Consider the following 25342-nt stretch of genomic DNA (forward strand, 5'->3'; position numbering starts at 1 on the left):
AGGAAAGGATATAGTCTACTGTGTATACACTCTCAGAAAGTAGTACTTTTGCTGCAATGGCTATTTTTAAATGTAGGCATCACAACTAAACCTAAACCTACCTGATTAATATTTGTCCAGCAGTCAGAACTTTTAGCAATTTTACTTAGTATCACCACTCACTATCTTTATAAAAACCTACTGCTTATGAGACAGTTATACAAAATCTATGTGTATACTTTTTTTCTGATACTAGTATGTGGTATAGGTTGGGGACAGACTAAAAACCGTGTTACTATTCTGGTTGATGCATTTGGCAAATCTGATGCACTTAAACAGGACTGGGGATTTGCGGCCCTCGTTGAATACAATGGTAAACGCATTCTTTTTGACACAGGCAACGATGCAGAATCGTTTGCTTACAATGTAAAAGCACTGAATGTGGATCTAAAACGGCTCGACCTGGTAGTTATTTCGCATCGTCATGGAGATCATACAGATGGCTTGCATTATTTATTAAAAATAAATCCAAAAGTTAAGATTTATACTCCTAATGATGAATACTTCGGAGGGCCTACTCCTCCCGCGTTCTTCCGGCGACCTGTGGACAGCCTGCCAGTTCACATGCGTTATTTTAAAGGCAAGGTTCCTAAACAAATACCACATGGTAGCCCATGGAAGTCGGCAAACCTGGTCAGAGTTGACAGTGTCACAGAACTGATGCCGGGCATTCGACTGGTACGTAACATTTCACAAACCAAACTTTTCAGCGAAACTCCCGAACTTTCCTTAGCTATTGATACCCCACAAGGGCAGGTGTTATTGGTAGGATGTTCACATCCGGGAATCGAAACTATCCTTGCCTCAGCAGGTATACCTGAGAAGCCTGTACATGCAGTGATTGGTGGTTTACATATGGTAAATGCAGATGAGAAAGAAGCCAATCGGTTAGCCCAGTCACTGCTTGAGAAATGGAAGATAAAACATATTGCCCCCGGACATTGTACTGGTGAAGTAACCTTTTCAGCTTTACAGCAACAGTTTGGAAAAAACTATCTGTATGCAGGTGTAGGGAGTAGTATTGACTTACCTTAACAGAGATCCTATAATGTAAATGGGTGATGCTAAGCACCAAGAACGGTTTATAGCTATATACAAGCACTAGAAGTCTTAATTTCAAAATTGCTAAATAGCATTCCATCATCTTCTTTAAGTTCCATCACCAGATTGAAAGTCCCATTACAGAGGAGTTGACCCATAAAAGCTGTAGCTGCATAGAAATCATACCAGTTACGGATATAGTACATTGTTTCTACTTCAATCACAAGTTTATGATCAATGTCCATAAGTACAGATTTTGATTCTACGAACCGACTATTTAGTAACCACGTGGCTATCTCATCATCTCCACCCTGATAGTCAAAAAAGAATGCATATTTTTCCTGAGCAAGATTCCAGTTGAATACTAGCTTTGAGTCAGTATATCTATTCTTCTTTAAATTGGACTGATGTTCAATGTGTTCAATTAGTAACTTTCGTTCAAAAGAACTAACTGAAATGTATTCCTTGTGTTTTTTATACCACCAAGAGTTGTCTAGCGAATTCATATTCTTTTCTTATTTTTCTCTTCTTCCCATCTCTTTCCAATAAGATATCCCTCATACCAGCCTACCTTATTAATAATAAAGTCTGCCATGTCTTCTGCTATCTTATAATATCCATTTCCTCCTTCATATTCATATATAGCAGGGTTCTCACCTTCATCCAGATAAAAGAAGTTAAAAAAGCCGTTTTGTTTAAAAACGGAAAACACGAACAAGTTATCCGTAAAAACCAGATCTGATTTGATCTCACTATCCTGCTCACATACTTCAAAATAGGATTCTGCATAGGTTCTCATCTGTTCAAACTCAGGAAATCTGTAATCATTTACACCCATAATATTAAATGCCCATTGGCATCCGAGTATTAAATATAACTCCCGATAGCTAAGCGGAAGAGTAATGCCAAGTTGAGCTTCAAGCCCGTTTAGTTTACTTTTTGGGCAAGGCGGAAAATTTCCCATCCCACTGTCCTGTTTATACTCAATCAGAAATCCCATGTACTTATAATGTCCTTTGGGATATGTTTCTTTGATTTTGGAAGGCCTTCTTTTTGATTGGGACATAGATGCAATTACATTAGTTTGATAGTAGGATAAAAATTTTTGAGTGATCAATTCATTATGTTTGAATACGCTTTATGAATGTATGGAAGGGAGTTCAAAAGTCTTTTTTGTATATATTATATCTATTCTCATTTTCTAATTAGAGTAAATATTCTTATTCATGCCTTGTTTGTAATTTTATCTATTCTTCCTAATTAGTATTTATATATAGCGATAATGAACAGATCAAGGTCAATACTACAATGCCCCTCTTGTCAACAAAGCAGGCATATTACTGAATGTCGTATTTTTTCAGAACAACTTCGGCACTTAATTCGAAATTACCCAAATAAAATACAAAGTAGTAAAGGTGAGGTGCTTGGTAATTACTATTGGGATTCAACACAATCTGATAGTATGGATTGGGCCTGTGACGAATGTCTACAAAACGGAAAAGCAATCAAAGGAGATCCAACGAAACAGTTGTTTTGTCACGCTCCCCCACATTTTGCTTACTTTGATAAGGAAAAAGAATGCAGAGTATGTAAAGAAACCTTTGTCTTTACTAAATCCGAACAAGAGTACTGGTATGATCACTTGAATTTCTGGGTACAGGCAACAAGAGTATACTGCCCTAAATGTCAGTATACAAAGAAACAAAAAGATCGTATCTCGCAGTTACTAAACAACTTAGATTATCTGGATATTGACAAACTTAAGGAAGTTGTAGCCTTGTATCTGACACAAGGTAATTATGAAAAAGCCAAATACCACCTGACACGCGGTAAAAAGCTAAGGCAAAGAGATAGTCTGGAGTACATCAACTTAGATAGCTGGATAAATGAAATCAAGCAGATAGAGAAAGGGAACATATCCGCGTCCTGATGGCATTCCCTTTGGCTAACTTTCAGGTCAGCTTGTACTTTCATAGCCGAATTATGCAGTATGAGGCTAAGCTTATTTAAGTGTATCTCCGAAAAGTTTATCTAGCTCTACAATCTGAAACCGGTCATGATTTTCGAAAAATTGACGAAGCACTGCTGTATGGGATGAGCCATATAATACCAAAATGCTAGTGTCTGTCTTTGGATCCAAGTGACGTAAAATATTGGTAAATATGATCAGATTACGTTCATACCAACTGGTGGTAAACTTCGTTCCTGTAAAATCAGATTTATCACCATACGAAAGAGCATAATGAAGAAAATCGGCCTGGCTTGATTTTCGACTTGCTTCGCTATTGATACTTAGGTAGTACTCCTGTAGTGTTGACTCATTCAGTTTTAGTCTTTTCTGCTTTACGATATAGGATTCTTTGAAAAATGCCCCGCCAAACTTACTATCCGGATTCATGGATTCATATTCATCCAGATCTGCATATGGTAATTCCATCTTTCGATCGGTAGCAACTACCTGAATTGCCCTGTTTTTACGCTTGGCCCGATAGGCGACCTGATAAATCTCGTTTCGTTTCTCCAGGCTATCCATTGGTTTATTGTTTATGTAGAGTTCACCTAATGAATCTAAGGCTGTTTGCAGAAAATAGGAGCGCTCTACAAAAATTTTGGATATCCCGGCCCGATTGATTGCGTCAGCAATCTGATCCAGTTCCTTCTGACGTTTGGGAGAATTTAAGTCAGGAAAGGAGGTAGAGTGTTTGTCGGAGGTTTTACCAAAATGGAACGTACCTAAAAGATACACCTTTATCTTATTTGTGTTAGTTTGAGCAGAAGCAAAAACAGGTAGAAAGCATAAAGGCAAGAAGTAACTAATCGGAACAAAGAAAGATTTCATTGTAAGGAAGTAATGGAAAGTTGAAAGGAAGATAAAAAATTATCCAAATATATTAACCTGTTACTATCTTATTTTTGAAAGAAGTAGACAGACTTGATGTAAATTCATAAAAAAAAGCGCCTTCCAATAAAGAAGACGCTTTTACTTTTAATTAACCCCTAGAGTACTAAGATTACTTACTCAAAAAATTGGTGTTATTGATCATTAGGTTTTAGCAATGGATTGGCGTTTAGAGCCCGGTTTGGTATTGGGAAGAAAGACAGATCCTTAGGATCTTTAGGTTTATCCCACCACTCTTCACCAAAACGATTCCAGCGAACCAAATCTGTTCTGCGGTGGCGTTCACCCAAAAACTCCCGACCCAACTCATCTACAAATTCATCATCTGTGAGTTTGGTCAGATTCGCTTCGTAACTTTGGGCAGGCCATGCACTTGGCTCGAAGTTACGCTTACGTACGGCATCCAGTAGCTTCGCTGCTGCAGCTTTATCTCCGTTACGGTATTTGCATTCTGCCAATGAATAGTAAATTTCTGCAAGGCGAATTTCAGTAGCAGAGTTAAAATGAAACAGATTTTCAGAAAGAGGCAACCAAGGGAATTTCAACATTCGTACACCTGAATTTTCCTCACCTGTATTTACATGCGATCCTTTGGTAAGCCCAGCAGCTCCTTCTGAGAAGCGACCAACTTGGTCTACAAATCGGAGAGGCTTACTATTCCATTCCTCGGTCCCATTAACCATTTTAGTGCTATCATACCCAAATTTCTGGTCTTTATTAAACTCGTATAACTGACCAATCAGAAAGAACCCTTCATATTCTCCTCCGGTTCCAGTGGTATGGAAAGGCTGTTTACGTTTGTCGCCATCTGCATACTTTTCGTAAGGCATACCCAGTTTATGGTTGTATAGACTTCCTGTAAGATCACGAGAAGGTGTAAGATGAATACCATTCCATCCACCCCAGTCATTGTCCAATGCATAACGAGTCTGGTAGTGCATCATTGCATTATACATCCATCCAAATTCGTAGATGTTTTTAGCATGAGGAAACTCCATGATATTTTCTGGAGAACGATATCCTTTAATACCTGAACGGAAAGGTCCTTTGTAATCAGGGTCAATGCTGTAGTTACCATACTTTCCATCAATGATTTCCTGAGCTATCTGAGCGGCATCGGTAAAGCGGGCTGTTCCTGTCCACTTCTCTGCATTCATGTATAGGCGTACCAATAAGGAGGCAGCACCACCTTGATCCCATCTTCCTGCACGTCCATTCAGAGGTAGTCCAGGAAGTGATTCTTTTAATTCTTTTTCAATGAATGCAAATACCTCCTGCGGAGTAGATTGTGGTTTCAGGGTTACATTATCTTCTACAATAGGAATGCTACGGAAAAAGTCAATCAGAAACAAATAAAACCAGGCTCTGAGAGTGCGTAATTCTGCCAGATGCTGAGCTTTATCTGCATCCGTTAAGTCTAACTTACTGTAATCAAGACCTTTAAAGTCCTGTAAAAACACATTACATTGTCCTATTCCCTGGAATGGACCGACCCAACTTCTATATATATGATCGTCATCAGCATTCCAGTTGTGTCCATGCAACCGTATCCAGTCGCCACCATCATATCCATGTTTTCCTTTTTGTGTCCATACAAAATGATCGGCGGTCAATTCCTGTAGAATCCAGCGGTCTCCATCCCAGCCTACCCAGTGTCCATGTTCATAAGGGCGAACCAGAGCAGCAATAACAGAGTTTTTATCCTGATAATAAATGTCTGTTGTCAGTGTATCAAATACTTCCTCATCCAGATTGGTACAGGAAGGGGCTGCGCCAGCCAGCAGCAAAAACACACAAAGAAGAATACGTTTATGCATATTGTTCGTATTTTTAAAGTTAGGTCGTTTTAGAAAGTAACTTGTGCACCCAATGAGAAATTACGAGTAACCGGGTATACATTGAGAGAACCAATACCTGGTTCCAGGCCTGCAATCGACACAGTAGTCGGATCAAGACCTGTATATTTAGTTAGCGTAAATACATTACGGATAGTAGCATAGATACGAAACTGGTTCAGGTACTTACTCTGGATCTTTGGAGACCAGCCCAATGTTATGTTATCCAGTTTAAAGAAGTCACCTTTTTCCAGGAAGTAATCTGTCATAACTTTACCAGATTTAATCTGTCCATTACGGCCATAGGCATCTTTAAGCAGATTGACACCTTCTTCCTTTACAAGGCCATAGTACATCTGATATAAGTTGAGAATTTTGTAGTCAAAACGTCCACGGAAATACAAGGTCAAATCAAATCCTTTATAAGTTAACGTATTACCCCAGGTTAGTTCATAATGAGGAGCCCCATGTCCTAGATAGGTCTTGTCTGTTGATGTACCTTCAGAAGATAAAATAGCTTCTGTTCCAGGCTTTCCATTTTTCCAGATGAGGATATCACCCGTTTCATTCACACCAGCATATTTGTAGCCATAAAAACTTCCTACTTCAGTTCCATCTTCTAGTCGTTGAGCACGTCCAGGATTACCAGGCGAAGGTAAATCATATCGGTCCATGAATCCTTTGACGAAGGTTCCATTAGAAAACTTATCCAACTTTGACTTAATGTAGAAAGCTGTCAAATTGGTAGTATAGTTGAAGTTATCTGTTTTTACTGCATTCCAGGTAATACCCAATTCTATACCTCTGGCACTGGTAGAGCCTACGTTTGTAAATATCTGATCATGTAGATAGGGAGGAACAGGAGTATCATAGTTAGATATAACGTCTGTAGCTTTACGAATAAACGCATCCAAGTTACCACTTAAGCGATTGTTGAACAAGGTAAAGTCAATTCCTACATTGTATGAGCTTTGTCTCTCCCAACGCAAATCGAAATTAGGGTTATTTTGAGGACCATATACTTGAATCCATTCACCTGCATCATTTTGCCAGCGACCAAAACCCGTATACTTTGCTAGTGCAGAATACCGTGGAAAGCCAGATCGACCAGTAACTCCATACGAAGCACGTACCTTCAGATCATTGATAGCTGGAATGCTTTGGATAAAAGGCAATTTAGAAAGACGCCAGGCAGCAGAGGCAGCAGGGAAAAGCCCCCATTTGTTATTGGCACCAAACTTTGTATTCCCTTCATAACGTAATGTTCCAGAGAATAGGTAAGTATCATTAAAATCATAGTTCACTCTACCAAAGAATGCAATAACTTTTTCTTTGCTTCTCTCTGAGTCCATTCCTAAACGACCTTCTACCAGATTCCATTTACCTCCATCCAGATTATTATATCCAAATGCATCGGATGGAAAATTAGCATTTTCTGCCCAGAACAGCTTTCTGTTAAATTCCTGATAGGAATATCCACCCAATACTTTTATGTCATGCAAACCAAAGTTCGCAAAATAGTTTCCTGTCCACTCTAGTGTCCAGTCTGTCCATTTCTGATTTTGTAGTCTTGCTCTTCCTGTCCGTTTATTATCTATAGATTCGACAGATTGAGAAGTATAGTACTCACGCCGATCTTCATCCTGAGCCTGACGAGCCAGTTTTAATTGTGTATTGAAGCTTTTGAATGGCTTCAAGATCGCTGTAAAATCTACAATAGAATAAGTTTGATCCGCACCATTCTCTCGTGTTTTCAGATTTTGTACCGGGTTAAAGGTATTAAATCCATTCAAACGGAGAAATCGCATCGGATTAAGTGTATCCATGATAGGCAAAGTTGGATTTAACTTGACAGCTTGTTGGAAAACGTCATAGTTGGTATACTCCTCGTTGGCTACGCGATAAGAGAAGTTTCCATTGATTTCTAACAAATTATCTAATGCTTTTTGCTGAAAGTTAGCACGTATACCATACTCTTTACGATCAGACGCAATATCAATCCCTGACTTAGTACGATAGTTACCAGAAATACGAAATACTGAGTTTTCACTACCTCCACCTATAGAAAGAGAATGGTTTTGTCCAAAGTTGTTCTTTCTGATCAAGGCATCATACCAATTGGTACGAGCACCACGATCCTGATCCCTTCCTTTTTCAATAAACTCTTCTGGAGAAAGTATATCTGGTTTGACAGCTACTACATCATGATCAATAAAACTGTCATAACTCACAGAGACTTTACCAGCTTTACCTCTTTTAGTCGTCACCAGAATTACCCCATTAGCACCACGTGAACCATAAATAGCAGCAGCGCCACCATCTTTTAACACGGTAATAGACTCAATATCCTGTTGGGCTATGTTACGCAGATTACCACCAGGCATTCCGTCTATAATAATCAGAGGGCCATTACCTGCTTCAAGAGAGGAAGCACCACGCACCTGAATATCAGGGCTTGCATTAGGGTCAGCCGCCGCAGGTGTAGATAGAACTACACCAGGCACTTTACCATCAATCATTTGTAGTGGACTGTTAAAAGCTCCCGGAACAAAGTTCTTGCTTGTTACTGTCACTACTGAACTAGTTAATTCTCTCTTTTCCTGTGTACCGTATCCCACTACGACTACTTCGTTCAGAGAGGTAATATCCGGACTAAGAGAGATGTCAACTGTTGTACGTCCACCAGCAGCTACTTCTTCTGTCAGGTATCCGATAAAGCTAAATACCAGTGTTACATTACCATCGGCAACATTTAATGTATACTTCCCATCAGCATTGGTCACCGTACCTGTTGTAGAACCTTTTACACTTACACTTACCCCTGGTAAAGGATCACCCTTATCTGTTTCTGTAACTGTACCTGATATCGTAACGGCAACACTTTCACTATTTTCCTCTATAGCAGAACGGCTTTCAGAAGAACCACCCTCTTCTACTGGCTTAATAATAATCTGTTGTCCTGATAGCCGATAAGAAAGCTGTAACGGTGTAAGCATATGATCGAGTACATCCATCAGTTTTTCATTACGGGCTTTTACAGTTACCTTGCGGTCTGCCTGAATCAACTCCGGACTATATAGAAAGCGTACACCTGCTACTTGTTCCAGTTGATCCAGTATCTTTTCCATTTTCTCATTCTGACTGTTCATCGTAATACGTCGATCCAGCAGATTCTGTCCCTGACCTTCACTAGCCAATGCAATTCCAGCAAAGGCAACAATTGTAAAGACATGTAAAATACTGATTTGCATAATTTTTAAGACGGAATCACATAAGTGTCGTTTGTTTTTCATAATTTTTCGTGCATTTTGTTAGTTCTTAAGAATTGGCAAAAAGAATCCCGTCATCCTTAAAAAGGACGATTGTTTGGCGACATCGGACGGGCAAATTGATGGCCGCTGATGTTGGTAGCATCAGCGGTTTTTAGTGTAGAAACGGTAGGCTTACATCATAGGCAGTCTTTGTGATTAAATAAGTGAGATAATGACAGGTAAAGTGTTGATTGATTTTATGGTTAATCTATAAAATAACTATTACCAACTAGTTACTGACAACCTTGGCTTTGAACCACTATTTGTCCGTCTACAATCTGATATGTAGAATTAGTTCCTGCACATATCCAATCCAGTTTCTGATACAATGATTCATCACTGAGGCGAGCTGTTAAGGTACAGGTTGCCATCTTGTCTTTATCATAGACAATCGTTACATGATATGCTTTTTCTAATGTAGAAAACACCTTTGCAATAGGAGTATGTTTAAATGTAAAGTTTGGAGGCAATACCAGTGAATCCAGAATCATAGGCTTGTCAATGAGTGTACGTATCAGACGAGCTTCTTTTCTGAAAAAAGTAGCCTGCTGATTGGGTTTTAATAACAATGCAGCCGTTTTCCCTTCTGGCAAGTTTATAGGAGTAGTTGTATTTTGAAAGACAGATACTTTTCCAGTATGGACACTAACAATTACCAGTTTATCGTTTTCATGAGCTTTAATATGAAAACTAGTCCCAAGTACTTTTGTAACCACTTCATTGGCATATACCAGAAAAGGCTTGTTAGGATCTTTGGTAATCTCAAAAAAGGCTTCTCCACTTAATTTAACTTCTCTTTTCTTTTCATCAAATAGAGTACGATAAACCAGACGGCTATCAGGATAAAGTGTAACACGACTGCTATCACTTAGAATGATTACCTTAGGCCTTTTCTCAGTGTTAATAACAACACGTTCTTCCTGACGATCAAAAGTATGTATTGCGTCAAATAATGTTCCTAGTATAGGTTGCTGCCTATTTCCGGATTCATATAGATATAACCACACACTTACTCCAATGAGAAATATAGCAGAAGCTGCAGCAATCCACCAAGTTTTACCTATCTGTCTGACAGGTTTTGAATCCTGCTCGGAACGTTGTTCTATAGCATCCAGCAACTGTGTTACTTTAGTATGCACATATTTTTCTGGCAGGGGTAATTGCTCTCCCCGAATATCCAGCAGCCATTGGCGAGCTGTTGTTATCGTTTCCTGTTGCTCTGGATTCAGATTTATCCACTCCTGCCAGAAAGATTCCTTCTCTGGAGTAGTAAAGTATACCCAGGATCGAAAATCTTCATCTTCGATAAAATCTTCTTCCTTATAAAATTTATAATCCTTCATAAAAAAGGCCAACTTTGTGTACTATCTATTACGATTATCCTTTATGTGAAGGTTTATACTCATGTATTGAAAAAAATTTTTTATTTTTTTTTAATGCAGAAGATATAGCACCAGATTTCTGGATGTCGTCAGACGTTATGCCCGATCCAACATAAGATATGGTGAGCATTCTGGATACAAAACAGGAAAGCTACACATACGTGCCTATGTGTAGTTATGATAAAAAGAATTTAATAAACTAAATCTTTCGGTTAGATTATCTTAAAATTCTATAAGATAACAGAAGGTAGCCCACAACATAACAGGCCAGCAATCACGAAGTTTTTTGAGAGAATACTGTAACAAATTAGCAACTGATTGAGGAGCAATTCCCATCATCTGTCCGATTTCTTCGTAACTAAGATTCTCATAATAGCGCAGGTACAAAGCTTCCTGTTGACGTTTGGAAAGTCCTGAAATATGAGTTTGCAGTAAAAGAGAGGTTGATTGCCAATCTTCCTGAGAGATAATCTGGCTTTCAAGAGACTCTTCATTATTATTTAGCTGTTCTTCATCCAATGAATAGTTCTCCAATGACTTTTTCTGAAGAGACTTAACCAATTGATGTCGCAGGGCTTTCAACAGATAAAACTTTACGGAAGGAGTTTCTCTCAAATACATACGTCGATCCCATAACCGAAGTAATACATCCTGTATACAATCTTCGATAAACGCAGAATCCTTGGAGAAACGCGTTGCATAATGAAAAAGGGTAGAATAGTATTTTTGAGCTAATGCTCCCAAGGCCGTTGCATCGCCCTGTCGAAACTGCATCCAGTAAATGTGATCTTCGTTGGAAAAATATTCAGGTTGCGTAGACATATATTTTTCACACAGACAGGCCAGAAAAATATCCAAAAGATAAAATTAAACTATTGAACACTACAATGCAATATTTTTTCTGATAAATCCTATTATTAACAAATATTTTCTCGATAAAATAATTGTTCTCATTACACTTATTCTATCTAAAATTTAGATAAAAGGTGCAGATCCCACATTCAAAAATGAATTTTCATAAAAGATAAGTGCTGAAACAGTATAGTATCTTTCTAAGAACCAAAAGCTATTTAAATTGAAATCAAACTAACTACTTTTGTTAAAGTATATTAAATTCCTACTATACAAACAGACATTTTTTACCTTTAGAAAAAGCGCTGTTTCAAGCATGAATTCATTTTTAACCAGATTATCATTTTTCATATGGTTGTATCTAAGTTGTGCAACAGAGGGAACTATCTATGGGCAAATTGGGACTTATGAGCCAGATACAATTGAATATTACTGTCCCCGACCTGCTTATTTTAATGAGAAGTTGACAGCCGTATACAATCAATACAATTATCCTTTAGATACCTTACTCTGTCAGTTTGAGGAAATTATGAATCGACTGGAGAATCCTGGGTTTTGCCCTACTAAAAAGGCTTGGGATATGCTGCATGAAGATCTGGAATATATTCAGCATTGTGTACATACACTAGAGGCACAACGATCTGATTCTATAACACTTTATGAGAAGTTCTTTCGTCATATCCAGAATCAACGATTAAAGAAGAAGCATGTTTATTAATCAGCCATCATCAACTGATTGTTCTTGTTCCAGCCAATGCAGTATTATATTGTCAGAAACCTATGAAAGATTATACAGCAGAGCTATTGAGTTGTATAAAGGAGAAGTATGGTATCTGTGATTCAGAAACTGACAAAAGGTAGTATATGAAAGTCTACTTTTATCTGGTTGTTGTTCCGGGAATATGGATGCTTGCCATTCTTGAAACAACTGCGCAAAGAGGTGTTATCAATCTGGATACGGTCTTAAAGTATCATCCTCAAACATATGTTATCAACAGGCAAATCCGAAAAGAAGCTACATTCTATGACGACACGCTCCAACGTCTTGCCAATGATCTTATGCCTAGAGGAATGCATAGAGATTCTTCTGACACTGCTTCAGAAAATAGAAGGCAGGTAAAATTACAAGAGGAGATTCAGGCTGTTCAGAAAAGGGCACAACTTGAACTAGAGGAAAGCTACAAATCCAAAATGGATAGTTTAAACTGTCTCATTCAGAAAGAAGCCCACGAATTTGCCATTTTCTATAAGTTAACAGATCTGGTTGGGAAAGAATTCTTGCTATTTGCGAGTTCAAATGTAAGAGATTATACAACTGATTTTTTACTATTTGTAAACACCAAGTGGGATTATCAGTTGAAGAAAAATAGACTTACCCGAAAACGACGTTAGAAGGAGCTTACCTTGGAAGTACTCATACGAGTTGAATGGTAAAGTACATTTTCTCGCTATAATCAGAATTTTGGTACTTCAAACAACAAACAGTGGAAGAGAACTAACAAAAGTATGTTACCCAACAGCCAGTTTAGACTGGCTGTTGGGTAATGAATTAGTAGTATAATCAGAAGCGGAAGGCAACGTTTGCCAGAATGTTAAATGGTTTCTGAGGTGTACCGTTCGAGTTCCAGTACTGCTGATCCAGAAGGTTGTTTGCTTTGATAGCCAGACGGTATCTGGGTTGGTCATAAAAGAGCGTTGCATTAACAAGTGTATAGCCAGGAAGTTTAAATGTATTGGTAGCTTCCAGCCAGGCATCACTTACATAGTTAGCACCAATACCCAGTCCAAGTCCTTGTACAGTCCCTTTTGTCATATGGTAACTCGCCCATATGTTACCAACATGTTTAGGACTTGCTACCAATGACTTTCCTTCCAAAGAAGCAACTGACTTGGTATATTCATTTTCATTATAGGCATATCCGGCAATAATGTTCAGGCCATTCACCGGATTGGCAATCACTTCGACTTCCACCCCTTTGCTTCTTTGTGTGCCATCCTGATACATAAACGTTCTGCCATTGACATCTCCGGTACGGGTAGAGTTCGTTACACTGATATTATAGTAACTGATTGTGGCATTCAGTCTGTTTTGTACCATATCCAGCTTTACCCCTCCTTCAAACTGGTTTCCATACTGAGGTTTGAGAATTAGTAAGGTAGAGTCGGGTTGTAAAACAGGCGCCAGGTTGTTAAATCCATTCATATAGTTTGCAAATACAGCAACCCGATCTTTTACTGGTTGGTAAACAATACCCAGCTTAGGAGACAAGGAAGTTTGTTTGTAAGCACCACTTCGTTGATCAGTTGTAACTGTATACGTTCCATCTGTAGCAAATCTGTCGACACGTAAACTTAGCATGATCATCAATTGGGAAGAAATTGAAAATACATCAGATGCATATAAACCATAGCTGTTTGTCTGAGTAGCCGTGCTGGTAAATCCTCTCTTATAAGCCAATTCATCCAGTTTATCAGCATTGATATTAGGCAATGGCCGGTTCAGGTTTACGGTATCGTAGGTTAGGGTTACCCGGTTTAACTTATTGTAGTTGTTGTTATAATCAAACCCTGCAACAATCCGATTCCGGAAAGAACCAATCATAAAATCTCCTATGAAGTTCTGTTGAAACTGTGTATTGCCAAACGTTTCCGGTTTTTGGTTTCGTACTGTACGTAGAAACGTAGAATCGGTTTGCATGCTTAGTGTAGTCCACAGGAAGTTCTTATAGAAGCCTTCTGAGTACAGGTAATTGGTCTGGGATGTCCATTGGTCGCTTATCTTATACTCTATGCGGGCCTGGATATTATTGATTCCATTGTTGATATCAATGCCATCGTTAATATAAGACCGGTTATATTGAAGAGGTAGGTCTTTGAAACTTCTGGCAGTAACTCTGCTCAAAGATCCGATGGAAATAGCTGTGGTAGTAAATGTTCCTCTTGTAAAATCCATATCTACCAGAAACTTTAACCGCTTGCTGGCCTGGTATGAAAAGCTGGGGGCAAACGTATAGTTTTTAGAATACCCCTGATCCTGAAAAGAGCCTTCTGACTGCCAGCCGGCATTTAGACGAAACAGCACTGCTTTGTCTTTGGTAAGTGGTGTATTAACATCTGCTGTTATACGGGAAAGATTAAAGCTACCTGTTGTATAGCTCACCTCACCTGCAAATTCTTCGAAAGGTTGTTTGGTAACATAATTGTAGACGCCTCCAAAGGTTACATTGCGATTTCCGCCAAATAATGTTCCTGTTGGTCCTTTGAGAACTTCCAGACGTTGAAGGATAATGGGGTTGAGAGGAACAACGGCACTGGTTACCATACCATTACGCATACCAACAGTAGAGGCGAAGCCTCTCATACTCATGCCTTGAGAACCACCAGCCAGGAAGTTAGGAACTGCACCGGGAACATTCAGGTAAATGTCAGTTCGTTCAGTAACTACCTGTTCTTTCATAATGTCTTTGGTTACTACAGTATATACCTGAGGATTCTCCATATTCTTTAAAGGCATCCGAGCTACATATTCTGTCTCTTTTCTCGCAAAGGCATTGGTTTCAGTAACAACAATCTCATTTAACTGATGAGTGCTTTCATCAATCTGTAAGCTTAACCGGGTTGTTTTGCCAGCCTGCACTGTTACATTTTGTTTACTGGCCGTGTAGCCAACACCAGAAGCAACAAGAGTATAACTGCCTTCTTCAACATTCCGGATTGTGAACTTGCCTTGTGTATCCGTAGCTTCACCAAGTGTAGTTCCTTCCAATCCAACATTAATACCAGATAAAGGCTCTCCTTTACCAGATCGAATAGTACCTGTAATAGTGCCCTTTCCGGTCTGAGCCTGAAGGGTGATAATGATTGTCAGAATTACAATTAAAAGACTGGCTATTACTTTATAATAAAATGGGTAATGGTTTGTTTTGCTCATGTACTAGAAAAATTAGAGACTTATTATTATTTAGATTAATTATAAACAGAGCAAAGTAAGGGAGAGCTTTGCATATACACAAGCATTTGTAAATTTTTCTGAAGCAGTATAGATACAGCTTTGACGAGAAGAGGAAAGTTACTATTTCCCAAAATGGGAGGAAGAAAACATCAGATCCCTATATAAATTAAACACAAACAGATCAAATTCAGCTATTTAAACAAGTAATAGAGCAGTAACTGTAAGAATAGCAGAATTTATTTTATTTCCTGAAACGACTGCTACTGTTTTTGATCTGATCCTGATATAAACCATACAAAGCGATCAGGGTCCAGGTGATGTTAATAAATGCAGAAGGATATGAGATGTCATAGATAGCGCTCACGCCAACCAAAATGCCACCCAGAATATTGCAGAGATGGAAAGGATAAGAGGTAGAGGTCCATCTCTTACTAATGAGTAAAAAATAGGAGATCAGAAAAAGGAATGCACCAAACCAACCGAGTATGTCAAAGATAAGTTTGAGGTTGGTCTGGTGCATAGAATAACTGTAAGTTCTTATTTAGTGATCCAGCGATTTACTGTGTTGTACTTGCCTTCCAGCACTACCTTGTAAAAGTCTGAAGCAGGTATCTTGCTCAAATCTACTGCAAATTTTCCATCTTTTACTGGTACCTCACCTAAGAGTGTATAAGTGTCAAACTTCCCAGTTTCTTTATAGCCATTGCTGGTAGTAATCCATACTTTCACTTTTCCTTCCGTATCTATCGGTTTCCAACTTACTTCCAGCGCTTTAGCAGTTTTGATGGCTTTAGGCTGAACCAGCGATACTTTACCTACCAGAGGCACACCATCCAGTTCACGAAGTTCATCAGCAGACAAGGATACATCCAGAAAACGCGCAAGAGTTGGTAGAATATCCACTACACTCACAGGTGATCCTTTTGCATAGGTGTTCAATGGCTTTGCATTGGTCACAATCCAGGAAGCACGTTCCCGTTCAGATTGACCGCCGTGGTTTCTTCCGGTTTTGGCGTCACGTCCATGATCGGTAGTCACCATGATTACCCATTCTTCTTTATTCTCCTTTTGTCTGAGTTTGATAGCATCCCAGAGTTGGCCAATGCGTTTATCAGCAGCTTTTACGGCATCATTGTATTTTTCACTGTCACCATACATATGTCCCATGTCATCCGTAAACTCCAGATATACCCATGACAAATCGGGGCCTTTCTCTTTGATATAACGGGCAGCCTCATCGGTAACAGCCTGATCAATATCAGACATAAACTTTCTCTGTTTATCATGTGGGTACTTTACCGTATCCAGCTCCAGACCGTCAAAGTGATAGTCCAGCTTGATACCATTGGTCTGAGATAACCCCTCTCCTACCAGTTTGGTTCGGTTATCTTCCCAGCTTGAAAATACGGCTGTTTGTTTGTCAGGATACTGATTTTCAAACAAGCGGAAGATGGTTGGATAGTGATAGTTAGGAGCCTTGATGTCATTGTCAGGTACATTGTGTTTGTTGAACCACACTCCGGTTAACACATTGGTGTATCCGGGTGCTGAAATAGTAGGCGTTTGCGTGTAACTATTCAGTTCACCACCTTGGTTGGCATTGATCAAGCCTCCTTCTTTGGCAATCTCATGCAGATAAGGCGTTGGCACCTTATCCAGGATGTCACGGGAAACACCGTCAATTATTACAAATACAGCCTTTTTCTTCTGCGCCATTGCTATATTGGCCATAAAGACCAGCATAACAATAGGGATATATTTCTTCCTCATTTTCATTAGGTTTGTTTTTCTAGTGTATAACTTTCATTTACCAGCCAAAGATCTGTTTCAGATTAGGATTAAGCAATACCTGATTCTGGGGAACTGGACGATAGTAAGACTTCGGCTCCTGAAATGTACCATTATCCGATGACGTTTGGACAGTTCCTGAAGTACCATTCTTCAGGAACACCCCAGCATCCTGTCCGATAGATCCAGTCCGGTAATAGATGAAATCTTTTCCTAATGCATTCTTTTCTTTTACAGCAGGGATTGATTCACTGTTGTTCAGCAAAATAATATCCGGAACACCATCGCCTGTGAGGTCATGTTTGCCCAGGCCAGAAAAATAGATCCCTTCCTGTTCTTTTTCCAGAAGTTTTCCTGCATTCCAACGCATCAAATCATCGTAACGATAACCTTCCAGTGCCATTTCGATACGACGTTCTCTGCGGATTTCCAACAAAACAGGTCGCTGTGCTGTACTTGTGTTTGGATACTTTGCATCCTGTACCGGATCAACAGCCGGAGTAAGGGAAAGTTGAGGCATACCTACCCGGTTGCGTAGCAGATTGATACTTTGATCCAGATCACCCTGTGTCAGGGTACCTAGTTCAGCTTTTGCTTCTGCATAGGTTAATAGTATTTCAGCATAACGCAATACCGGAATATCCAGATTGTTTTGTACCACAGTACTTGGATCATTCACAAATCCTTTGATCTGATGATATCCTGTGAAGTTTTTAGCCAGTTGCTGTACATACAAACCACCTCCCTGCGAGTAGGTATCTACGTTTAAGAGGTTAAAACCAGGATACGCATACGTCTGACTTAACCGTGGGTCACGATTTTCAAATTCTTTGACAAACGGAAATGTGGTATACCCTGACTGGCTGCTGTAATATGATCCATCTGCCATGAGATAATCCTGTAAAAGATCTTTGGTAGGAGACACTTCATAATTTCCAAATACAGTCTCATTCCAGCCACTATTACGGATGCCATTCTCACTATAGGTAGCCAGTAGTACTTCAGGATTGCCATTCAGGTTTTGCTGAACAAACAGATTCATGTAATCCTGTGTCGGGCTTCCGGTTGTGTAGAGTCTGAACTTACCTCCATCCATAATATTTTTAGATACATCGGCTGCCAGTTGCAGGAACTGTGATGCAGTGCTTTCCAGAGCTAACTCAGAATGATATCTCCGATAGGTGCCTTCATATAAGGCAAACTTTGCCTGATAGGCTTTCACAATCCAGCGATTAACAGCACCAGATTCTGATGTTTCGTTTACATGTTCTGCTGCAAATGCATAATCTTCCATAATTTTCTCTACGACCAGAGAACGAGGGTCTCGTTCCTTCATCAGCAGTTCGGTATCATTGGTATTGATCACCTGATCATACCAGGGAACGTCAGAATACCGTTTTACTTTATTTACATAAAATTGAGCTCTGAAAAAGCGAGCTAATCCTTCATAATGGTTCAGTACATCTTCTGATAAGGGTGCTTTTCTAAAATTTGCCAGAAAATAGTTTACACTTCGAAGCTGTTCCCAATTCCAGCCATTTGGAAATGCAGATGCAGTAGGGTTACCACCCATCACCAGTTTAATCTCAGTTGCTCCTGTTGTAGCTGCATTGTCAGTGGATTGGTCATCATTATAGATGCCCCAACCAGGAAAATTGTACATGTTATTGATATACAACTTAAGATCCTGCTCTCCATTGAAGAAATTATCACTACCAATGGAAGTTGAGGGTTGACGGTCCAGAAAATCATTGTTACAGGCAGAGAAGCTAAGTGCTGCTAAACCCATCCCTATTATATATGTATGTATTCGTTTCATGGTTTGATTTAGTTAGAAAGTCACATTCAAGCCGAAGGAGTATCTTCTTTGCCAAGGATATGCATATCCGTTGCCATTCCGATTCGTATTGCTGGAAGGATCAATACCGGCATTGGCATTGATTGCCTCCGGATCATAGAATTTCTTCAGAGCAGACCACTCATAGAGGTTTTCTCCACTCACATAGAAGCGTACATTAGCCAGATGCCATCTTTTTGTAAGGACAGAAGGAAGTGTATATCCAACCGTCAGGTTTTTAAATCGCAGATAAGCTCCATTCAGCATATAACCTGTTTGTGGAATGGCAAGTCCTTTGGCATTACCAGGTGTAGTTCCCAGATTAACATCCGCCAGCCATGCTTGCATGATTGGATATTTAGCATCCAGGTTCTGGTTAGCAAGGCCTGCATTGATATATGACTGAGAGTGTTTGCTCATGTCAACTTCACTATCATTGTTTGGTCTGTAGAAATCGAGCAAGTGTTCATACCCACCAGCATAGGGTTGTTGGTAAAAGCCCCAGTACAAATAATCAAGCGGATAATAATCCCGTTTACCTACTCCCTGGAAGAAGGCACGTACATCAAATCCTTTCCAGCTGGCATTCAGATCTATACCAAAACGGTAACGTGGAGAAGTATTACCAATAATTGACAGATCTTTAGGATCTTTGGCAGTCAAACCTGTTTCAATAGCTTTGTTTCCATCCAGATCTTTGTACTTAGGCCAGCCTGGAACGATAGCCAGGGCATCCCAGGGAATGATGGATGACTCATTTAAGGCATCAATTTCTTCCTGAGTTTTAAACAATCCATCACTTTTCAATCCCCAAATCTCACCCAGTTGCATTCCTTTACGATACTGAGAAAAATTCTCGTTCGGATTGTCAAACTTGGTAATTACCGAACGGCTATCAGACAAAACGAATGTTGCACTGAAAGTAACTGGGTCTTTAGCAGTTTTGAAACTGTTCTGATAGTTGACAGACAATTCCCATCCACGATTTCTCAGATCGGCTGCGTTTTCTTTAGGCTCAGCAGCTCCTAGTACATCTGGCAAATCACGTCCCAGTGTAAGCATACCACGGGTATTACGCTGATAGATGTCAAACGCTACATTGATCTTGTTATTAAACAAACCAATGTCTGTTCCAAAGTTAAGAGTAGTAACTTTTTCCCATGTGTAGTCAGGACTCACTAATCCAGGAGTTGATACTTGTAATGGCAGCGTTCCTCCAATCAGATAGTTAGACAATGAGGGATTCAGCGTAGAAATGTATCCATAATTAGATACGGACTGATTACCCAGTGATCCATACGAAGCACGTAACTTGAAGTTACTTAATACAGGTTGTAACCCCTGCATAAAGGCTTCCTGATCTACACGCCATGCAGCAGAGGCTGAAGGGAAGAATCCATACCGTTTGTTGGATGGGAATCGGGAACTACCATCGTAACGACCATTAAACTCGACAATATACTTATCATTAAAAATATAATTCAGACGATAAAACCAACCCCGGATAGCCCAGTCACTGATACTCTGCCCCGCTGTAAGTTCGCCTGTTGCCAGTCCTATGGTAGGATAGGATGGAGAGATTAGATTGGTTCGTCTGGTTTCGTTACCTTCTGTACGAAAATATTCCTGATTAAATCCACCCAGTGCGGTAAATTCATGTCTACCCCATTTCTGTGTGAATGTGGCGTAGGTGTTCAGGACTGTGTAATTGTCAAACTGGCTGTATTTTCCGGCATAGCTATTTCCTTCCTGACGAACATCATTAGGTCCATAACCAATCTTATAAGGAGTTTGATAATAACTTGAATCTCTGGCTCCTCTTCTATAGGTAAAGTCCGCATTGAATTTCAGTATGTCTTTAATCAGAGAAACTTCACCATTGAACTGTGTTTGCAAACTGAAGTATTTACCAGAAGACTTTCCTCCTTCTGTCAGTTGGGCTCCTGTTCTACCAACCGATGTATTTGCCCAGGTTCCATCTGGATTGATATCATAATCAGTAGGAAACAGGTTGTAAATACTGGAGATAGAGTAATTGGACGGTGTTTGACGTTTTGTAAAAGTCAGATAGGTATTATTCCCAAATGACAGCCATGAGGTAATCTGATGATTCACTTTGCTTCTCAAGCTATAACGGTCAAAATAATCTTCCGCAATTTTCAGAATACCATTCTGACGATTGTAGTTTCCAGAAATATAGTATTGTGTTTTGCTGGAGCGACCACTTATTGATACAGCATGATCCTGCGAAAAGGTATAGTCACTCAGAAAATATCGGGTCCAGTCACGGTTACCCATGTACTCCCACAGCTTGTTATCACTTGGATTGATTCGTACACCTGGAATCGAAGGATCATCAGAACGTTCTTTGGCATATTGATAGAACTGATCACTGTAGTTCACATTATCCCAAGGAGTATTGTTAGTTGACAATTCCAATAGGCGTGAATAAATATAAGGGTCTGTAATTTTGTTGGGTAATACAGTTGGTTTGTTGAAAGACAAGTTATTAGAGTAACTCACACTTACGCCTTCCTGACTACCACTTTTGGTTTTAATCAGAATGACACCAAATGCAGCACGTGCACCATAAATAGCAGCAGCTGAGGCATCTTTGATAACAGAGATAGATTCAACATCCTGTGGAGCCAAACGGTTTAGCTCCACAGCATCAGAAGGCACAGCATCAATCAGGATTAATGGATTACCACCGTTGATGGAGGTAATACCACGAATATTAATATTAGCCGCAGCACCAGGAGCACCTGAACCAAAGTCAATGTTCAGGTTAGGCACCATACCCTGAAGCCCCTGAGCTGTATTTGAGATAGGACGACTCGCCAGTGCTTTGGCACTAACCTGATCGACTGCACCAGAAAGATTTACTTTCTTCTGTGTTCCATACCCAACTACAACGATTTCTGACAGTTCAGAAGCATCATTTTTCAATAATACATCAATGGATTTTCGATCCCCTACTGCTACTTCCTGCTTCACAAACCCAATGTAGGAAAATACTAATACGGATTCTGTTCCGGGAATATTGATGCTGTAATGTCCATTTGCATCAGTCTGGGTTCCGGTTGTGGTTCCTTTTACCTGAACAGAAACTCCAATTAGAGCTTCTCCCTGGTCGTCTTTGACTGTTCCTGAAATCTTCTGTTGCGCCATCAGCACATGACACAGCAAGAATGCCAATAAAGATAGGTAAAGTGTTTTCATGTTTGTTTTTGGGTTTGCGCAAAAGTAGTTCGGCAATATTACCCCTTGATTACCCATCTATTAATAAACTGAACATTCAGTCAATTTATTTTTATATTTTAGTTAAGCAAAACTTTTACATACATCAATAGCAGAAAAGTATCATACATTTGGATTAAGTCATACTCAGACATTCCTATGTCTGAAAATTGTTTATTTACAAGTTTACCTCCTGTTATATATTTCCATATCATTATTCAAATGAGATGCAAGAGCAGGCATTTTTGTCTATTGTTACGTCAACTTTACGTATATTCAGACAAGATTATGCAGAGACAGGAAGATTGGCTGTCTTACTATTTGTAACTATTTTTGAGCATTCACAGCATTCGTATATATACCACATAGCATCCAGACACTGTCTATCTGAAAACACTACCGATCAATGGGAAGAAAAAGCTTAAAAGAGGATCAGCAGAAAAAAATCATTGAGGCATTTTATGAAATCGCCAAAAGAGAGGGAATCGAAAATATTTCTTTCGGAAAAATTGCCAAAGAACTGGACATGCATCCAAGTCTCGTAGTTCACTATTTTTCGACAAAGGAAGAATTGCTGCTGGGGCTGATTGATTTTATCATTGCCGGGTATCAGAATATTTATCTGGCTGAACCGGAACATGTAGATAGCCTAAACAGATTGATTGATGTGTTAAATAATATCTTTTCCCGAAAATGGAACAATTACATTGACGACAGTATTTTCTATAATTGCTTTGCTCTTATATTCCGCAACAAACTCATCAAACAACAATTTCAGGAATTACATTTGTTACTACGCCAATGGCTGGAAAACCTTATCCAGGCTTGTGTAGACCAACAATTAATTGTCTGTGAAAACCCCGCTCAAACGGCTGATCTGATCTTTGTGATTTCAGATGGTGCATATTATTTCCTCAGTATGATTGAAGACCCTGATCTATATCAGGAACATATGGAACGATACAAGGAAGCAGCCTTTAAGTTGCTGCATCTGGAAAATGCATTACAATAGCTAGCTACCCTCTTCCTTTGACACATATAAAAATGGGTTACTTCAACAAATACTGTACTCTGCTAAGCTGAAATAGATACTATACAAGCTTGCCTCAGATTTTGAATGTATCAACTTTGCTAATCAAGAGTCTTTTCTTTTTTGACTCTGATTGTACAGGAACTCACTTATACTAGAAGAGAACTGTAGGTAAAAAGCAGAAAAACAGTAAAAGGCAATAAAAAAGAAAGTCATAGAAAAAACCTTGTGAAATAAATCAAGATTAGCAAACTGAGAATTATATAAGAAGACAGCTCCAAAGAGATACATTCCTGTCAAGATCCATTTTGCAAAACGAAATCCTTCATACGTCAGTACCATCATAAAAATAGCAACTGCTGTCCGAATGATTTTTGAAATTAAATTTGGATGTCCATCCTGAAAGTAAGAGGCCAGAATAATTTCAAATGAAAGAATTATATCTGCCGCAAATAACACGACTAGTTGAATTTTGCCTTTGGATATTTTGGATTCCATATATTGATAATAGGAAGGTAACTTACTGAAATTATCGATTATTATGTCAAGGCAAACTTTATTTTACTTTATTCTGCTCTACAATCTGGTCTATCTCGGTTTGGCTAATACCCGTTTGCTTTAGGATTTCAGTAATAAAACCTGTTTTTCCAGCTACATACTGATCCATATCAAATGGATATAGAGTTGCCAGTTGCTTCTTTAATCTGGCATATTCAGAGATCTTTTCAGGATGTTGTCTCAGATAGTTTCTGAATTGCAAGTGATTACTCAAACCGGTGTTCCCTTGCAGGCAAGCATATAAATGGTGTGGCGGCCATGTCCGCCTATTTGCTACCAGTGGGGTAGTGTCAGACAATCTTTTGAAAGATTCCCGTCCTGTAATGCCAAGGTCTCCCTGATGCCGATATCCTAAGTGAATCAGTTTTTCAATAACCTTGTTCATTGTCTCTTTACTCTCAATAACCAAGTCAATATCAATAATCGGTTTTGCTGCTAACCCCACTACTGAAGTACTGCCAACATGCTCAACAGACACTACTAAATCCTGCAGACATTCCTGGTAAACAGATTTAAGTTGTTCAAATGTAGTATGCCAGGCAGGATTATATTCTTCCAGAATGATACCTGATTTTCTTTCCATTCTATTTTTGTACGATAAAAACATTTCAACTATAAAGAGTGACTAAAGCTGCCACATATACTACAAATAGACTACTCCCTGCATAGTAACCACAGAAGATCCACCCACATAAATTCCGTCCTCTTTCACAACGACATTGATTAAAGAAGGTTGATTTAACTTTACTCCCTGTAAAATCTGAGATTCCTGACCTTGCTGGATGACTTTGCTATTACACAGGAAACCAGCTAATGGTCCGGCAGCAGTACCTGTTGCAGCATCTTCATCAATCCCAATCAATGGATTAAAGAAACGGGACTGTACAATATAACTTTCTGTTGACTCAGGAAAAGCAAAACAGTAAAATCCTTCAAAATCAAATTGTTTTGAGAGTTCAATTAATGCATTGGCATTTGGTTTAATGCTATTTAGCAGGTTAATACTTGAAACAGGTATCATCGCATGTGCAACTTCTGTTTGTGCTATGGTTGGGATAAGTTGACGAACAATAAGATCTTTCTCACTTAACCCCAACGCTTTCGCAAGAAGATCAAAAGCTAGCTCCTGCCCATTCTGTACAGGCTTTTGCCTCATTTTCACAACAGGTAATCCTTGGGTCGGATTATCTATAGTGATCGCAATAGGTGTGTTCTCCATCAGAACCGTTAACGAGAGAGTATGTTCACTAATGAGTCCTTTTAACAAAGCTCCACTGACAGCTCCCAATAAGTTATGTCCGGCCCCTCCTACTTCTACTCCAATCGGAGTAAACGAACGAACATGCAGCATCTTTTGCTCTATAGAATAGTACACGAATGAAGTTTCGGAGTAGCCAAATTCCCGTGAAATATTTTCATATTCGGTCAGACTTAAATCTCCATTCGTAAATACAACAGACAAAGGATTTCCTTTATAACTTTCTTGGGTAAATACGTCCAATACGTAGTAGTCTAATGAGTTTCTTACTTCCATGCCAAAATGTATTAAAATTGTATGGTTAAATGCAAGTCTACTCT

The 25342-nt window shown here is 39.2% G+C and carries 19 protein-coding genes; 5 read left to right on the forward strand and 14 right to left on the reverse strand.

Features of this window, described 5'->3' with window-relative positions:
- The first annotated feature begins 186 nt into the window (after positions 1–186).
- Positions 187–1074, forward strand: coding sequence for an MBL fold metallo-hydrolase (locus QNI15_RS27785; protein WP_314034888.1), 888 nt, complete (start codon positions 187–189; stop codon positions 1072–1074).
- A 53-nt stretch (positions 1075–1127) separates the two neighbouring features.
- Here QNI15_RS27785 and QNI15_RS27790 read toward each other — a convergent pair whose 3' ends face one another.
- Together QNI15_RS27790 and QNI15_RS27795 are read right to left on the reverse strand one after the other, a co-directional pair.
- Positions 1128–1586 (reverse strand): hypothetical protein, encoded by a 459-nt coding sequence (locus QNI15_RS27790; protein ID WP_314034890.1) that lies wholly within the window; start codon positions 1584–1586, stop codon positions 1128–1130.
- The gene (locus QNI15_RS27795) at positions 1583–2146 is read right to left on the reverse strand and encodes an SMI1/KNR4 family protein (RefSeq protein ID WP_314034892.1); all 564 of its coding nucleotides are present in this window, start codon (positions 2144–2146) and stop codon (positions 1583–1585) included. Before QNI15_RS27795 ends, QNI15_RS27790 begins: the two co-directional genes overlap by 4 nt.
- 396 nt (positions 2147–2542) lie before the next feature.
- On the opposite strand from QNI15_RS27795, the gene QNI15_RS27800 reads away from it, so the two are divergent.
- Positions 2543–3010 carry a zinc-ribbon domain containing protein gene (locus QNI15_RS27800; protein WP_314034894.1) on the forward strand — a complete coding sequence of 156 codons (468 nt, stop codon included), beginning with the start codon at positions 2543–2545 and terminating at the stop codon, positions 3008–3010.
- A gap of 72 nt (positions 3011–3082) precedes the next feature.
- On the opposite strand, the gene QNI15_RS27805 is transcribed toward QNI15_RS27800, so the two are convergent.
- The 5 genes from QNI15_RS27805 to QNI15_RS27825 all read right to left on the reverse strand — a co-directional run bounded on the left by QNI15_RS27805 (position 3083) and on the right by QNI15_RS27825 (position 11329).
- The gene (locus tag QNI15_RS27805; RefSeq protein ID WP_314034896.1) at positions 3083–3919 is read right to left on the reverse strand and encodes a DUF5694 domain-containing protein; all 837 of its coding nucleotides are present in this window, start codon (positions 3917–3919) and stop codon (positions 3083–3085) included.
- Positions 3920–4113: 194 nt separating this feature from the next.
- A complete protein-coding gene (locus QNI15_RS27810) occupies positions 4114–5796 on the reverse strand; it encodes a RagB/SusD family nutrient uptake outer membrane protein (protein ID WP_314034898.1) in 1683 nt (560 codons plus the stop codon).
- A 29-nt stretch (positions 5797–5825) separates the two neighbouring features.
- Complete coding sequence (locus QNI15_RS27815) at positions 5826–9107, reverse strand: SusC/RagA family TonB-linked outer membrane protein (RefSeq protein ID WP_314034901.1); 3282 nt, start codon at positions 9105–9107, stop codon at positions 5826–5828.
- Between the two features lie 251 nt (positions 9108–9358).
- Positions 9359–10468 carry a FecR family protein gene (locus QNI15_RS27820; protein WP_314034903.1) on the reverse strand — a complete coding sequence of 370 codons (1110 nt, stop codon included), beginning with the start codon at positions 10466–10468 and terminating at the stop codon, positions 9359–9361.
- A gap of 261 nt (positions 10469–10729) precedes the next feature.
- Entirely contained in the window at positions 10730–11329 is a 600-nt protein-coding gene (locus QNI15_RS27825; RefSeq protein WP_314001511.1) for an RNA polymerase sigma factor, read from the reverse strand.
- Positions 11330–11675: 346 nt separating this feature from the next.
- On the opposite strand from QNI15_RS27825, the gene QNI15_RS27830 reads away from it, so the two are divergent.
- Both QNI15_RS27830 and QNI15_RS27835 read left to right on the forward strand, forming a co-directional pair.
- Entirely contained in the window at positions 11676–12077 is a 402-nt protein-coding gene (locus tag QNI15_RS27830; RefSeq protein ID WP_314034905.1) for a hypothetical protein, read from the forward strand.
- 146 nt (positions 12078–12223) lie between these two features.
- Positions 12224–12751: a hypothetical protein gene (locus QNI15_RS27835; RefSeq protein ID WP_314034907.1), complete on the forward strand. Its 528-nt coding sequence runs from the start codon at positions 12224–12226 to the stop codon at positions 12749–12751.
- Positions 12752–12920: 169 nt separating this feature from the next.
- Here QNI15_RS27835 and QNI15_RS27840 read toward each other — a convergent pair whose 3' ends face one another.
- The 5 genes from QNI15_RS27840 to QNI15_RS27860 all read right to left on the reverse strand — a co-directional run bounded on the left by QNI15_RS27840 (position 12921) and on the right by QNI15_RS27860 (position 22158).
- Positions 12921–15290 (reverse strand): TonB-dependent receptor, encoded by a 2370-nt coding sequence (locus QNI15_RS27840; RefSeq protein WP_314034909.1) that lies wholly within the window; start codon positions 15288–15290, stop codon positions 12921–12923.
- 262 nt (positions 15291–15552) lie between these two features.
- Complete coding sequence (locus QNI15_RS27845; RefSeq protein ID WP_314001506.1) at positions 15553–15831, reverse strand: CBU_0592 family membrane protein; 279 nt, start codon at positions 15829–15831, stop codon at positions 15553–15555.
- A 17-nt stretch (positions 15832–15848) separates the two neighbouring features.
- Complete coding sequence (locus QNI15_RS27850; protein WP_314001505.1) at positions 15849–17081, reverse strand: alkaline phosphatase family protein; 1233 nt, start codon at positions 17079–17081, stop codon at positions 15849–15851.
- Between the two features lie 37 nt (positions 17082–17118).
- Positions 17119–18918, reverse strand: coding sequence for a RagB/SusD family nutrient uptake outer membrane protein (locus QNI15_RS27855; RefSeq protein ID WP_314001503.1), 1800 nt, complete (start codon positions 18916–18918; stop codon positions 17119–17121).
- A 12-nt stretch (positions 18919–18930) separates the two neighbouring features.
- Entirely contained in the window at positions 18931–22158 is a 3228-nt protein-coding gene (locus tag QNI15_RS27860) for a SusC/RagA family TonB-linked outer membrane protein (protein ID WP_314034911.1), read from the reverse strand.
- Positions 22159–22582: 424 nt separating this feature from the next.
- On the opposite strand from QNI15_RS27860, the gene QNI15_RS27865 reads away from it, so the two are divergent.
- Positions 22583–23188, forward strand: coding sequence for a TetR family transcriptional regulator (locus QNI15_RS27865; RefSeq protein ID WP_313982624.1), 606 nt, complete (start codon positions 22583–22585; stop codon positions 23186–23188).
- A 574-nt stretch (positions 23189–23762) separates the two neighbouring features.
- Here the strand turns inward: QNI15_RS27865 and QNI15_RS27870 are convergent.
- Positions 23763–24347, reverse strand: coding sequence for a GrpB family protein (locus QNI15_RS27870; RefSeq protein ID WP_314034912.1), 585 nt, complete (start codon positions 24345–24347; stop codon positions 23763–23765).
- 60 nt (positions 24348–24407) lie between these two features.
- Positions 24408–25298 (reverse strand): PhzF family phenazine biosynthesis protein, encoded by an 891-nt coding sequence (locus QNI15_RS27875; protein ID WP_314034913.1) that lies wholly within the window; start codon positions 25296–25298, stop codon positions 24408–24410.
- Positions 25299–25342 lie beyond the last annotated feature (44 nt).

This window comes from Xanthocytophaga flava, from assembly GCF_030068545.1.
Taxonomy (GTDB): Bacteria; Bacteroidota; Bacteroidia; order Cytophagales; family 172606-1; genus Xanthocytophaga; species Xanthocytophaga flava.